Genomic DNA, 12,967 nt, shown 5'->3' on the forward strand with positions numbered 1-12,967 from the left:
TTTTTTTTTTCTACCCCCCCCCCCCCCCCCCGCGCCCCCCGGCCCGCCCCCGCCCGGGGCCCCCCGCCCCCCCCCGGGGCCCCCCCGGCCCGCCGGCTCGGACGCAGTGCTGGGAAGCCCCCTCCACCTCCCAGCACCGCTGCCGGTCTGCGCGCGAGCGCGACCTCACTCCCGGCCGATGCCGACGGCGGAGCCCGTCAGTCGGCCAGCGGGAGGTAGACGCGGTTGCCCTGGGCCGCGAACTCGGCGGACTTCTCGGCCATGCCGGCGACCGCGTCGGCGCCGTAGCCGGCGTTGACGGCCGTGGAGCCGTCGCCGTGCTGGTCGCGGATCTGCTGGGAGATCTTCATCGAGCAGAACTTCGGCCCGCACATGGAGCAGAAGTGGGCCGTCTTGGCGGGCTCGGCGGGGAGGGTCTCGTCGTGGAACTCGCGGGCCGTCTCCGGGTCGAGGGCCAGGTTGAACTGGTCCTCCCAGCGGAACTCGAAGCGGGCGTCGGAGAGGGCGTCGTCCCAGTCCTGGGCGCCCGGGTGGCCCTTGGCGAGGTCGGCGGCGTGGGCGGCGATCTTGTAGGTGATGACGCCGGTCTTCACGTCGTCCCGGTTCGGCAGGCCCAGGTGTTCCTTGGGCGTGACGTAGCAGAGCATCGCGGTGCCCCACCAGGCGATCATCGCCGCCCCGATGCCGGAGGTGATGTGGTCGTAGCCGGGCGCGACGTCCGTGGTGAGCGGGCCGAGGGTGTAGAACGGGGCCTCGTCGCAGATCTCCTTCTGGAGATCCATGTTCTCCTTGATCTTGTTCATCGGGACGTGGCCCGGACCCTCGATCATCACCTGGACGTCCCGCGCGCGGGCGATCCGTCCCAGCTCGCCCAGCGTCTCCAGCTCGGCGAACTGCGCCTCGTCGTTGGCGTCGGCGATCGAACCGGGGCGCAGGCCGTCACCGAGCGAGAAGGTGACGTCGTAGCGCGCGAGGATGTCGCAGAGCTCCGCGAAGTTGGTGTAGAGGAAGTTCTCCTGATGGTGCGCCAGGCACCAGGCGGCCATGATCGATCCGCCGCGCGAGACGATGCCGGTCTTGCGGCGGGCCGTCAGCGGAACGTACCGCAGCAGCACGCCCGCGTGGACGGTCATGTAGTCGACGCCCTGCTCGCACTGCTCGATGACTGTGTCGCGGTAGACGTCCCAGCTGAGCTCCTCCGCCCGGCCGTCGACCTTCTCCAGCGCCTGGTAGAGCGGCACGGTCCCGATCGGCACGGGGGAGTTGCGCAGGATCCACTCGCGGGTGGTGTGGATGTTGCGGCCGGTGGAGAGGTCCATGACGGTGTCGGCGCCCCAGCGGGTGGCCCAGGTCATCTTCTCCACCTCCTCCTCGATCGAGGAGGTGACGGCGGAGTTGCCGATGTTCGCGTTGATCTTCACCAGGAAGTTGGTGCCGATGACGGCCGGCTCCACCTCGGGGTGGTTCACGTTGACCGGGATGACGGCGCGCCCGCGGGCGACCTCGTCGCGCACGAACTCGGCCGCCAGGCCCTCGCGCAGGGCGACGAACTCCATCTCGGGCGTCACGACGCCGCGCTTGGCGTAGGCCAGCTGGGTGACGGCACCGCTGCGTCCGCGCAGCGGGCGGCGCGGACGGCCGGGGAAGACCGCGTCGAGGTTGCGCAGGTTTCCGCCGCGCGGCGAGGTGTGCTTGATGCCGTCGTCCTCGGGGCGCGCCTCGCGCCCGTCGTACTCCTCGACGTCGCCGCGCTGACGGATCCAGGAGTCGCGCAGGGCCGGCAGGCCGCGCCGCACGTCGGGTTCGTAGGCCGGATCGGTGTACGGCCCGGAGGTGTCGTACAGCGGGACGGTCTTCCCGTTGGTGAGCACGACCTCGCGGTACGGAACGCGCAGGTCGGGGCGGGACCCGTCGCGGTAGGCCTTGCGCCAGGCCGGGGTCGGGTAGCCGGTACCCGCGCTGGAGACGGCGGAGTTCCGGGCAGACTGCGGCTGTGCGTCGAACGTGGTCATCAGACCTTCTACTCCCTACGCCGGCATTACCCGGTCAGGTTCCTGCGGTCGACGCAGCGGTCGGCACGTCGGACGACGTTCCGGTCAGCGCCCTCTCAGCCCGGTGCTCCGAGCTCCCGTGTCCGCAGGCCGTGTTGCCTGCGCATGACGTCCAACACCGTAGCGAGCGGAACGCCGGAGGTCCAGAGGGGGTCGGAACGGCCGGCCGACGGGTGTCGAATCCGGCAAATCGGACGGTCGCGGCCGAGCGGACCGGCAATCGGGCCCCGGCCGGGCAGACTGGCAGTCGCGGGGTCGACGGCGGGGACGACGAGAGGGAGGCCGGCGTGGTCGGAAGCACGGGGCGGGTCACCGGGACGGTCGGCACGGGGCTGGTCGGCGAGGTGATGGTGCACGTCCCGGAGCGGCAGGGCGCCGAGGCGTTCCTCGCCTACCTCGCCGTACCGGGGGACCGACTGCCGGTCGGCACACCGGTGTTGGTGATCGAGTACCAGCCGCCGCGCACCGTGTACGTAGCGCCCATAGGCCCGTGACGACCTTGTGACAGAGCGTCATGTCACTTCCCTTTCCATCGGTTTGGCTCCGGCGGAGAATCCGAGACGGCGCATCTCCTGCGCCGGAAGGGGGAGTTGAACCATGGTGTACCTCATCCCCGGAGCGGTGGTCGCGACACTGCTCCTCGGAATCACACTCTTCAAACTCATGTGGCGGGTGGCCGAGCCGAACGAGGCTCTGATCATCTCCGGCTCCCGGCACCGGACCGAGGGGGTCGGCGACGGGCTGGGATTCCGGATCGTCACCGGCCGGGGGACCCTCGTCACCCCCGGCCTGCAGGGCGTCCGGCGGCTCTCGCTGGACCTCAACGAGGCCGAACTGAACGTCGAGTGCGTCACCACGCAGGGAATCCCGGTCCGGGTGAAGGGCGTGGTGATCTTCAAGGTCGGCGACGACGACGTCTCGATCGCCAACGCCGCCCGCCGTTTCCTCGACCAGCAGAAGCTGATCAGCCAGCGCGTCCACAACGTCTTCGCCGGACACCTGCGGTCGATCGTCGGCGGGCTCACCGTCGAGGACATGATCCGCGACCGCGAGCGGCTCACCGGGGAGACCAGGGCCGCCTCGGGGCTGGAGATGGAGAAGCTCGGGCTGATCATCGACACCCTGCAGATCCAGGAGATCATCGACCCGACCGGCTACATCAAGAACCTCGCCATCCCGCACGCCGCAGCCGTCCAGCGGGACGCCCGGATCGCGCAGGCGCACGCCGACCGGCTGGCCACCGAGGCCGAGCAGGAGGCGGCCGCCCGCAAGGCCGAGGCGACCCGCAACAGCGAGATCCAGCAGGCCTCCTACCAGGCCGAACGGGACACCGCCAACGCCAGGGCCCGACAGGCCGGCCCGCTCGCCGACGCCGGCGCCCGGCAGCAGGTGGTGGTCCAGGAGACCCGGGTCGCCGAGCTGGAGGCCCAGCGGAAGGAGCAGCAGCTCCAGATCGACGTCCGCAAACCGGCCGACGCCCGGGCGTACGACACCCGGACCACGGCGGACGCCGACCGTGACGCCCGGATCTCCGCCGCCCAGGCCCAGGCCCAGGAGACCGAGCTGAAGGCGGCGGCCGAGGCCGGCCGGGTCCGCATCGCGGCCCAGGCCGAGGCGGAGGCCACCAAGCTGCGCGGCCTGGCCGCCGCCGAGGCGACCAGGGCCACCGGCGAGGCGGAGGCGGCGTCCGCCGAGGCACGCGGTCTGGCGGACGCGCAGGCCGTCCGGGCTCTCGGTCTCGCCAAGGCCGAGGGCCTCAAGGCCCGTGCCGACGCGCTGGCCGAGAACCAGGAGGCTCTGGTCGCACAGGAGTTGGCGGAGAAGTGGCCGGACATCGTGCTGGCCGCCGCCGAGTCGTTCGGCCACGTCGAGCACATGGTGCTGCTCAACGGCGCCGACGGAATGGGCGAGCTGTTCGCCAAGGCGCTCACCATGGGCGGCACCGGGCTCGGCCTGGCCCGCCAGCTGCTGACCACCATCGGGCCGGAGGCCGCACCGGCCGCGGCACCCACCGCGGCACCGGCTGCGGCCGTCCAGCAGATTCCGGTCGACCGCACGCCGGCGGACCGGGTGCCCGCGGACCGGACCACGGAGGAGTGACGTGACTGGGTAGCCGCCCGCGCCCACCTGAGTACGGGTACTCAGGTGGGCGCGGGTGCGTCCGCCGGACGATGGGGACATGCACCCTGCAGCCACCGCGCGGATCGGCATCACCGCCGTCGGAGCCCACCTGCCCGCCCGCCGTCTGACCTCCCAGCAGCTCCAGGACGAGGTCACCGCCGGCGGCCGACTCCGCCTGCCGGAGCGGACGTTCGAGAAGGCCACCGGCATCGTCACCCGGCACTTCGCGGCCGAGGGCGAGTACGCCTCCACGCTGGCCGTGGGCGCCGCCCGGCGCGCCCTCGCCGCCCGCGGACTGGACCCGCTCGACCTCGACCTGCTGCTGTACGCCTCGGCCACCCGGGACGTCTGCGAGCCCGCCACGGCCCACCTCGTCCAGGCCGAACTCGGCTCCCGCGCACACGCGCTGGACGTCAGCAACGCCTGCAACAGCTTCCTCAACGGCATCGACCTGGCCCGCGCGATGATCCTCGCCGGCCGGGCCCGGCGCGCCCTGGTGGTCACCGGCGAGACGCCGAGCCGGGCCATGCGGCGCGACCCGGACGGCCTCGCCGACTTCCGCGACGGGTTCGCCGGCTACACCTTCGGCGACGCCGGCGCCGCCGTCGTGGTCGAGGCGGTGGAACGCGGCGGCATCCTCGACATCGAGACCGAGACCGCCTCCGAACACTGGGAGGTCGGCGGGATCCCGGGCGGCGGCTCGCGGCACCCGCGCGGCGACGAGTACAGCTACTTCCGGGGCGGCGGCAAGGAGTTGCGCGGCGTCTTCGAGAAGATCGGCGGGGACATCCTGACCCGGGTGGCCGCCCGCACCGGCCTCGGCTGGGACGACTACGCCCGGGTGCTGGTGCACCAGGTGACCGTCCCCTACCTGGAGCGGTTCGTCGAGCTCACCGGGGTGCCGGCGGAGAAGCTGGTGGTCACCGTGCCCGAGCTGGGAAACGTCGCCAGCGCTACGCTCGGCATCCAACTCGACCGAATAAGACACGAGTTGAATACCGGAGACAAGGTGCTCCTGCTCGGCCTGGGCGGCGGCGTCAGCCTGATGACGATGGTCTGGGAGGCGTCGTGAGCACCCCGGCGACCCCCCGGACGGACGGCCACCGGCTCTGGGTCGTCGTCCCCGCCTACCAGGAGGAGGCCCGGATCACCGGCGCCCTGGACGCCCTCGCCGCCCAACGGGACAGGGAGTTCACCCTGCTGGTCGCCGACAACGGCTCGACCGACGGCACGGTGGCCGCCGTCCGCGCCTTCGCCGCCCGGGCGCCCTTCCCCGTCGAGGTGCTGGTCGAGCCGGAGAAGGGCGTCGGCTCGGCGGTCGACACCGCCTTCCGGCACGCCATCGCGCACGGCGCGACGCTGCTCGCCCGCACCGACGCCGACTGCCTGCCCGAGCCCGGCTGGAGCGCCGCCGCCCGGGCCGGGATGTGCGCCGGGGGCGGCCTGGTCTGCGGCCGGGTCACCGCCCGCCGCGACGAGCACGGGCCGACCGGGCGGGCCGTCTTCCTGCTCCTGGTCGCGCTGGGCGCCTTCTTCGGCCGGATCCGGCCCGCGCACCGGCGCCGGCACGGCTACCTCACCCCGTACCGGATGCACGCCGGCAACAACATGGCGATCACCGCCGAGCTGTACCAGGCCGTCGGCGGCATGCCGCGCCGGCCCTCGCCCACCGACCGCACGTTCATCAACCGGGTCCGCCGGCACAGCACGGCGATCGTGCACCGCCGGGACATGGTGGTGCAGAACTCCACCCGGCGGATCCGCGCCTACGGGGTGGTCGGCACGGCGCGCTGGTACCTGGAGCGCGGCGCCGGACCACGCTCCGTCGACGTCCGCTGAGCACGGCGGACCCCGGCAACCGTCCCGGTCCCGGCGCCGTCCCACTCCTCGCCGCCCCACCCTCCGCGCCGACCCGGGCCCCTGCCCCGAGCCCCTGACCCGGCCCCTGCCCCTGCCCCTGCCCCTGCCCTGACCCAGCACCCGCCAGACTCCCTCGCCGAGGACACCCGATGCTCGACCGGCTCGCCCACGCGCTGCGCACCGTCCACCCCGACCGCCCGGCCGTCCTGCGGCACACCCGGCTCGGCACCACCCGGGTCCGGATCCGTCGCGGCGAACTCGCCGACCTCGCCGACACCTACGCCACCGCCCTGCACGCCCGTGGCCTCACCGAAGGCACCACCCTCGGCGTCGCCGTCCGCCCCGGCCCCCGGGCCCTCGCCGTCATGCTCGCCGCGCACCGGCTCGGTCTGCGGATCGCCGTCCTGGACCCGGCCGCCGGCCCCGACGTGCTGGCCGCCCGGCTCGCCCTCGCCCAACCCGACCTGGTGCTCGCCGACGCCGCCGCCCAGGCGGTGGCCGGCTGGGCCGAGCCGCTGGCCCGGCGCGCCGGCCTCGCCCTGCCCCCGCTGGACGTGATCGGCCCGGTCGCCACCCTCGGCCGACGACTGCCCGGCTGCGCACCGGGGTTGCGGCTCGGCCGGTTCGGCGCCTCCGTGCCCCGCGTCCCCGGCCGCGACACCCACGAGCGGGACGCCGACGCCGTCATCGTCTTCACCTCCGGCACCACCGCCCGCCCGCGCGCCGTGGTGCACACCCGGAACGGCCTGGCCGCCGGGCTGCGCACGGTCACCGACCTGGTCGACCCGCGGCCCGGAACGACCGTCGTGGGCGGCACCTTCTTCGTCCTGGTCCCCGCCCTCACCGCCGGTGCCGCCGTCGCCCTGCCGGCCCGCACACCGACCGCGCTCGCCCGCCAACTCGCCCGGCTCGCGCCGGCCCACACCTATCTCACCCCGCCGCAGCTGCGTGCGGCCCTGGCCGTCGGAGCCCGGTTCACCGGGCGGGTCTGGACCGGCTCGGCGCCCGCCGACGCCGCCCTGCTCCGCCGGGTCAAGCAGGCCGGCGCCGACCAGGCCTGGGGCGTGTACGCGCTCACCGAGCTGTTCCCGGCGGCGGCCGTCGAGGAGGTCGAGAAGAGCGCCTACACCGGCCCGGGCGACCTGGTCGGCGCCCCGCTGCCGGGTGTCCGCACCGACCTCGGTCCGGACGGCGAACTGCTGCTCACCGGCCCCGGCGCCCGTCACCGCTACCTGGGCGAGGAACCCGACCCGTGGGTGCGCACCGGCGACCGTGGCGCGCTCGACGGGAACGGCCGGATCGTGCTCGGCGGCCGGCTCAAGGACATGGTCCTGCGCCGCGCCGAGAACATCTATCCCGGCCTCTACGAACCGGCGCTGCACCTGCCGGGTGTCGCCCTCGCGGTGCTGGTCGGAGTCCCGTCCGGGGACGGCGACGAACGGCTGGTCGCCCTCGTCCAGCCCGTGCCCGGCACCGATCCCGACCGGCTTCGGGCCGCGCTGAACGCCCCGCTGGACCGGATGGGCACGGCCCGCCCGGACGCCGTCCTGTTCGGCGAGGTACCTCTGACCGGCCGTTCCCGCAAACCCGACCGGGCTGCCGCATCCGCCTACTGCGCAGGGGAGTTGTCCACATGAACACCGTCGTCCCGGACGCGCCCGCCGGCCGCCGGACCGCACCCGCACCCGCACCCTCGCCGGCCCCGACCGGCGCAGCAACGCCCAGCCGCACCGCCCCCGAACGCACCGACCCCGACCGGACGGACCCCGACCGCAGCGCCCTCGACCGCGCCGCCCTCGACCGCGCCGCCCGCCGGCGGGACCGCCGGGTCTACCTGCACAGCCACCCGGTGCTCTTCGCCCTGCTCGCCGCCACCCGCCGACGCCCGGTGGTCCGGCTCGGCCGTACCGTCCTGGTCCACGACACCGAGGCCTACCGCGAGGCGCTCACCCGGATCCCGCTCGACCGCACCGCGCCCGGCACCACCGGCGGAGCCGCCGCCCGACTGACCGACGGCGGGCTCCTGTTCGACCAGGACGGCGCCGAACACCGTTCCGCCCGAAGGGTGTTGGCAGCGGGACTCGACTCTGCGGCGGTGCGGCGGCTGCGCCCGCACTGGCTGGCCGTGCTGGCCGAACGGGTGCCGGCGATCGCCGACGGGCCGATCGACCTGGTCCGCCTGGCCCAAGAGCTGTCCGGGGTGACGGCCGCCGCGCTGACCGGCTCCCCGGCCGCCCCGCACGCCCTGGCCGGTGCCGCCGCCCGGGCCGCCGAAGCCACCGCCCGCGACCACCTGCCCGGACCGCGGCCCCGTCGCCGCACCGCCCGGGCTTCCGCCGCGCGCGCCGCCGACCTGGCCGCGCTGCTGCCCGACCCGCTGGACACGATGGTCGCGGTCGCCACCGTCAACACCACCGTCGCCGCCCTCCCCCGGGCCGCCGCCTGGTGCGCGGACGCCGGCCTCTGGCCGTCGGTCGACGCCGCCACCGCTCCCGCACTCGCCGCCGAGCTCCTCCGTCTCACCGCGCCCTCGCCCCTGCTCCCCCGGGTGGCCGCCGAGGACGCCGTCCTGTTCGGCCGCCGGGTCCGGGCCGGCGACCGGCTGATCCTGGTCGCCCGGCACGCCGCCCGGGCCCACCGGCCGGAGGCCGCCTCCGGTCCGGGCGCCACCCAGGCCGTCTTCGGCGCCGGACCGCACGCCTGCCCCGGCGCGGGCCTGGCCCGGGTGCTGCTCGCCGACCTCCTGCTCGCCCTCGCGCCGTACCGCCCGGTGGTCACCCGTGCCCGGGCCGACCGCCGCGCCGCGCTCCCCGGCTGGGCGGAACTCACCGTGCGCCGCACCCGCACCCCCACCGCCCGAGCCGACACCGCCCGGGCCGACGCGGTCGCGCCGACCGCCACCGTCACCCCCGCCACGACCGGGCCCGCCGTCACCGTTCCCCCCGGTCCCGCGCCCCCGGCGCCCGCACCCACCTGTCCCCACGCCGCAGCCGCCGCCCTCCACCGAGAAGACCCCCGATGCGGATAGCCGTCACCGGAGCGAGCGGTTTCTGCGGCTCCCACGTCGTCCGCGCCGCCGTCGCCCACGGTCTGGACGTGGTCGGCTACGGCCGCCGCCCCGGTCCGGCCGGCCGCCACGTCCACTGGGACGCCGCCGTCGCCGACCCTGACCTCACCGGCGTCGACGCCGTGGTGCACTGCGCCGCCGCCGTCGCCGACCTGCCCCCGGGCTCCGCCGCCGAGGCCGGGCAGTTCGCCGTCAACGTCACCGGCACCGAGCGCCTGCTGCGCGCCGCCGCCGGGCGCCCGGTCGTCTGGGTCTCCAGCGCCAGCGTCTACGACCCCCGGATCGCCCGCGAGTCCGTCCGGGAGCACCACCCCACCGAGGGCGGTCACCTCAACGCGTACGGTCGCACCAAGGCCGCCGGTGAGCGGCTCGCGCTCGCGGCGGGGGCGGTCGTCCTGCGTCCGCGCGCCGTCTACGGGCCGGGCGATCCTCACCTCGTGCCCCGGCTGCTGGAACGGGTCCGGCACGGGCGACTGCTGCTGCCCGGAGGGGACGTCCGGCTCAGCCTCACCGCCGTGCAGAACCTCGCCGACGCCTGTCTGGCCGCCGCCGGGACCGGCCGCCCCGGCAACCGCCCGTGGGCACCGGGCGCCTACAACATCGCCGACGCCCGCCACTACCGGCGCGACGAGGCGGTCCGCGCGGTGCTCGCCGCCCACGGCGTGCACGCCGGGCTCCACCACGTCCCGGCGCCGCTGGCCCGGCTGGCCGCCCGCACCGGCCGGGTCCCGGGTCTGACCCCGTACGCGGTCGACCAGCTGTCCCGCAGCGTCACCCTGGACCTGGCCCGCGCGCGCACCCAGGGCTGGCGCCCGCTCTGGGATCTCGACACCGTCCTGATGCTCGACCGCGCGGCGCCCGCGGCCGCACCCCCCGGAACCGCCGGCCCGGCCTGAACCGCCGACCCGGCCCCCGACGACGGACGCCCGCACCCCGGTGAGGGGTGCGGGCGTCCGCGCAAGGCCGGTCGAGACCGGTGGAGACCGGTCGAGGCCGGTGAAGACCGGTTCCGGCCGGGTCAGTTCCTGGCGGCCTTCTTCACCAGGATCACCACCGCGGCGGCGATGCCCACCACCACCAGCAGCTTGATCGCCAGGCTCAGCAGGGCACCGACGACGCTGAACACCAGGCCGAGGATGTTCCAGGCGAGTACCAGCACCAGCACCGGCACGACGATGTTCCGCACCCACGAGGGCAGCGACTTCCAGAGCTCAGCCATGTCCGTTCCTTCTCTCCCCTTGGGGTCGGCTGCCGTCCGGTGCCGCATCCCGCTCGTTCTCGGTACTTCGATCGTACGGTGACGCAAGTGGCCGAACGAGAGCCAACGGCCCGGAGAGAACCCGGAGATCACCCCTACCCTGAACCCCGGGTGAACCCCCGGGGCCGGCCGTCCGGCAGCGCCCCGGCCAAGCACCGGACGGGCCCCGGACGACACCGGCGACCTGCGGGGACGGCCCGCACGGGGGTCAGACCGGCCAGGTCTCCCGCCGCCACGCGGCGTCCCAGAACATCCACTCGTACCGCGAGGTGGTGACGAAGTGCTCCACCACGCGTCGCCGTTCGGCCGCGGACATCTCCTCACCGAGCCGGTCGGTCAGCGCCAGCACCCGCCGCACCACCGACTGGAACGCCTCGTCGCCGTAGGTGGCGATCCACTTCGCGTAGAGCGGGTCCGGGGAGCCCTGGGCCAGCAGCCGGTCCCCGACCCGGGCGTAGATCCAGTAGCACGGCAGCACCGCACCGACCGCCTCGGCGAAGGAGCCGCCGTAGACGGTGGCGAGCAGGTAGCTGGTGTACGCGCGGGTGGTGGGGAGCACCGGCTCGGCGGCGGCCTCCTCGGCGCTGTCGCCGAAGGCCTCCAGGAAGTCGGCGTGCATCCCCTGCTCGGCCGCCAGCGCGCCGATCGCGTCGTCGGCGAAGGCCCGCACCTCCTCCTCGCCGGGGGCCTTGGCGGCGCAGACGGCGAGCGCGCGGGCGTAGTCGCGCAGGTAGTGCGAGTCCTGCACGACGAAGTGGCGGAACGCCTCGCGCGGCAGGGTGCCGTCGGTGAGGCCGGCGATGAAGGGGTGGTCGAGTATCTCGGCGTAGACCGGCTCGATCGCCGCCCAGAGTTCTTCCGTCAGGCTCAGGCTCATGCTCCGACCCTAACCGGCGGGTCCGGGCTTCCGGAGGGCCGGTCGGGGCCCGGTCCGCGGCGGCCGGACCTCCGGCCCCACTCCTCCGGCCCCACTCCTCCGGCCTCAGTCCTCCGGCGGGGAGAACACCACCAGGACCCGCAGCTCCTCGGTGATGTGGTGGAACCGGTGCGGCACCCCGGCCGGCACGTACACCACGGTGCCCCGCCCCACCGCGGTGGTCTCGTCCCCGACGGTCAGCTCGGCCCGGCCGCTGATCACCTGGTAGATCTCGTCCTGGGTGTGCGCGGTCTGCGTGTCGGTGTCGCCGGGGGAGAGCGCGTAGAGGCCGGCGGACATCCGCGGCTCGCGCAGGAACCTCAGGTACGCACCGTCGTTGGCGGCACGCTCGGCGTCCAGTCGGTCCAGCCGGAACACCTTCATCGGGGCACCCCTCCTCGTCCGGGCGTCGGTCCAGGAGGCATTCAACACCACCACGACGCCCGGGGCTCTCGCCCGTCCCTTGACCGACCTGGGACGCTGGCCCCATGAAGGGTTTCCTCATCAAGACACTGATCAACGCGGCGGCCATCTGGGTCGCCGCCTGGATCGTCTCCGGCATCACGCTGGCCGGGGACGACTGGCAGCACAAGACGCTCACGGTGGTCGCCGTGGCACTGCTCTTCGGGGTGGTGAACTGGCTGATCAAGCCGGTGGTGAAGTTCTTTTCCTTCCCCCTGTTCATCCTCACCCTGGGTCTGTTCACCTTCATCGTGAACGCGTTGATGCTCTGGCTGACCTCGTGGGCGTCGGACAAGCTCGACCTCAGCTTCCACGTCGACGGCTTCTGGGCCGCACTGTTCGGTGCGCTGATCATCAGCCTGGTCTCCTGGGGCCTCAGCCTCGCCCTCGACGACGACTGAGCGAGTCACCGTGCCGGCCCGTGCGAAGGGGCCCCGACCCGGTCGTTCACCGGGAAGGGGCCCCTTCCGTGTTCCCGCCTCCCCGGTCACCCGGCGTTCTCACGCCCTCGGAGGATGAGCGCGAGCTGGGCGTCGAGTTCGCCGGCGGTGACCTCCTGGCCCATCGGCACCAGCCGGTCGGTGCGGGTCAGGAAGGCGACCAGCGGCGGTGCCGGCGACCGCAGCACGGCGCCCCCCTCGGGGGAGTGCAGCACGATGCAGACCTCGGCGAGCTCCCCGCCGGCCGGATGGATGTGCACGTCGCCCTCGCCCGCCGGGCGGCCGATCCCGTCGAGCAGCAGCTCGCGCGCGAACACCCAGGTCACCGGCTCGTCGCCGGGCAGGTGGAACGTGAAACGGACCGCGTACGGGTCGACGGGGTCGTAGGCGAGGTCGACCACGATGCGGAAGGAGAGCTCGTGCGAGACCACCAGGTTCATCATCAGGTGGCCCTGGACTGTGCTGTGCTGCATGGCGCCAGTACCTCTCGTTCTGCCCGGCCGTGCGGGTGTGGGTCCCGCGGGTGGCCGGACAAGGCAGTTCGCTGACAGGGGGAGGGAGTGCGTGCGGTACGTCCGTCCTCATCGTCCACGTTTGGGGACGTAGTGGACAAGACGTGCTTTTTCAAATGGTGAACGAGGGGCGCCCCCGGGGCCGGTCCGGTCGAGTCACGGCCCGTCAGAGGACGAACGACGGCGTCATCGCGCCGACGCTGCGGCGCAGGTGACCGGCGGCGGCGGTGAGCCGGTCGGCCTGCGCGACCGGCAGCGAGAGCGCCATCGTGGCGACCAC

The 12,967-nt window shown here is 74.2% G+C and carries 13 protein-coding genes and 1 riboswitch; of the genes, 8 read left to right on the forward strand and 5 right to left on the reverse strand.

Annotated elements, in window-relative coordinates; genetic code table 11:
* Window positions 1–197: 197 nt before the first annotated feature.
* Window positions 198–2,012 carry a phosphomethylpyrimidine synthase ThiC gene (gene thiC, locus ACFWOG_RS25130; protein ID WP_380361071.1) on the reverse strand — a complete coding sequence of 605 codons (1,815 nt, stop codon included), beginning with the start codon at window positions 2,010–2,012 and terminating at the stop codon, window positions 198–200.
* Window positions 2,008–2,142, reverse strand: a riboswitch (TPP riboswitch). Its footprint overlaps the gene before it by 5 nt.
* 196 nt (window positions 2,143–2,338) lie before the next feature.
* Here thiC and ACFWOG_RS25135 point away from each other — a divergent pair.
* The 7 genes from ACFWOG_RS25135 to ACFWOG_RS25165 all read left to right on the forward strand — a co-directional run bounded on the left by ACFWOG_RS25135 (window position 2,339) and on the right by ACFWOG_RS25165 (window position 9,995).
* The gene (locus tag ACFWOG_RS25135) at window positions 2,339–2,545 is read left to right on the forward strand and encodes a hypothetical protein (protein ID WP_329949642.1); all 207 of its coding nucleotides are present in this window, start codon (window positions 2,339–2,341) and stop codon (window positions 2,543–2,545) included.
* A 103-nt stretch (window positions 2,546–2,648) separates the two neighbouring features.
* Window positions 2,649–4,151, forward strand: coding sequence for an SPFH domain-containing protein (locus ACFWOG_RS25140; RefSeq protein WP_329949641.1), 1,503 nt, complete (start codon window positions 2,649–2,651; stop codon window positions 4,149–4,151).
* Between the two features lie 79 nt (window positions 4,152–4,230).
* The gene (locus ACFWOG_RS25145; RefSeq protein ID WP_329949640.1) at window positions 4,231–5,244 is read left to right on the forward strand and encodes a 3-oxoacyl-[acyl-carrier-protein] synthase III C-terminal domain-containing protein; all 1,014 of its coding nucleotides are present in this window, start codon (window positions 4,231–4,233) and stop codon (window positions 5,242–5,244) included.
* Window positions 5,241–6,011: a glycosyltransferase family 2 protein gene (locus ACFWOG_RS25150; RefSeq protein ID WP_380361072.1), complete on the forward strand. Its 771-nt coding sequence runs from the start codon at window positions 5,241–5,243 to the stop codon at window positions 6,009–6,011. The genes ACFWOG_RS25145 and ACFWOG_RS25150 overlap by 4 nt, the downstream gene beginning before the upstream one ends.
* A 170-nt stretch (window positions 6,012–6,181) precedes the next feature.
* Window positions 6,182–7,669, forward strand: a complete 1,488-nt coding sequence (locus ACFWOG_RS25155; protein ID WP_380361073.1) for a class I adenylate-forming enzyme family protein — start codon at window positions 6,182–6,184, stop codon at window positions 7,667–7,669.
* Window positions 7,666–9,060 (forward strand): cytochrome P450, encoded by a 1,395-nt coding sequence (locus tag ACFWOG_RS25160; RefSeq protein ID WP_380361074.1) that lies wholly within the window; start codon window positions 7,666–7,668, stop codon window positions 9,058–9,060. Before ACFWOG_RS25155 ends, ACFWOG_RS25160 begins: the two co-directional genes overlap by 4 nt.
* On the forward strand, window positions 9,051–9,995 hold the full coding sequence (locus ACFWOG_RS25165; RefSeq protein WP_355398917.1) for an NAD(P)-dependent oxidoreductase: 945 nt from the start codon (window positions 9,051–9,053) through the stop codon (window positions 9,993–9,995). Before ACFWOG_RS25160 ends, ACFWOG_RS25165 begins: the two co-directional genes overlap by 10 nt.
* 122 nt (window positions 9,996–10,117) lie before the next feature.
* Here the strand turns inward: ACFWOG_RS25165 and ACFWOG_RS25170 are convergent, their stop codons facing one another.
* The 3 genes from ACFWOG_RS25170 to ACFWOG_RS25180 all read right to left on the reverse strand — a co-directional run bounded on the left by ACFWOG_RS25170 (window position 10,118) and on the right by ACFWOG_RS25180 (window position 11,657).
* Window positions 10,118–10,318 carry a DUF5326 family protein gene (locus tag ACFWOG_RS25170; RefSeq protein ID WP_329884753.1) on the reverse strand — a complete coding sequence of 67 codons (201 nt, stop codon included), beginning with the start codon at window positions 10,316–10,318 and terminating at the stop codon, window positions 10,118–10,120.
* 247 nt (window positions 10,319–10,565) lie between these two features.
* A complete protein-coding gene (tenA, locus tag ACFWOG_RS25175; RefSeq protein WP_329884754.1) occupies window positions 10,566–11,234 on the reverse strand; it encodes a thiaminase II in 669 nt (222 codons plus the stop codon).
* A gap of 105 nt (window positions 11,235–11,339) precedes the next feature.
* Window positions 11,340–11,657 (reverse strand): cupin domain-containing protein, encoded by a 318-nt coding sequence (locus ACFWOG_RS25180; protein WP_329884755.1) that lies wholly within the window; start codon window positions 11,655–11,657, stop codon window positions 11,340–11,342.
* Between the two features lie 104 nt (window positions 11,658–11,761).
* Here ACFWOG_RS25180 and ACFWOG_RS25185 point away from each other — a divergent pair, with 104 nt between their 5' ends.
* Entirely contained in the window at window positions 11,762–12,136 is a 375-nt protein-coding gene (locus ACFWOG_RS25185) for a phage holin family protein (protein ID WP_329949636.1), read from the forward strand.
* Window positions 12,137–12,222: 86 nt separating this feature from the next.
* On the opposite strand, the gene ACFWOG_RS25190 is transcribed toward ACFWOG_RS25185, so the two are convergent.
* Window positions 12,223–12,648 (reverse strand): SsgA family sporulation/cell division regulator, encoded by a 426-nt coding sequence (locus ACFWOG_RS25190; protein WP_329949635.1) that lies wholly within the window; start codon window positions 12,646–12,648, stop codon window positions 12,223–12,225.
* Between the last annotated feature and the right edge of the window lie 319 nt (window positions 12,649–12,967).

It is taken from the genome of Kitasatospora sp. NPDC058406 (assembly GCF_042722765.1).
Taxonomy (GTDB): domain Bacteria; phylum Actinomycetota; class Actinomycetes; order Streptomycetales; family Streptomycetaceae; genus Kitasatospora.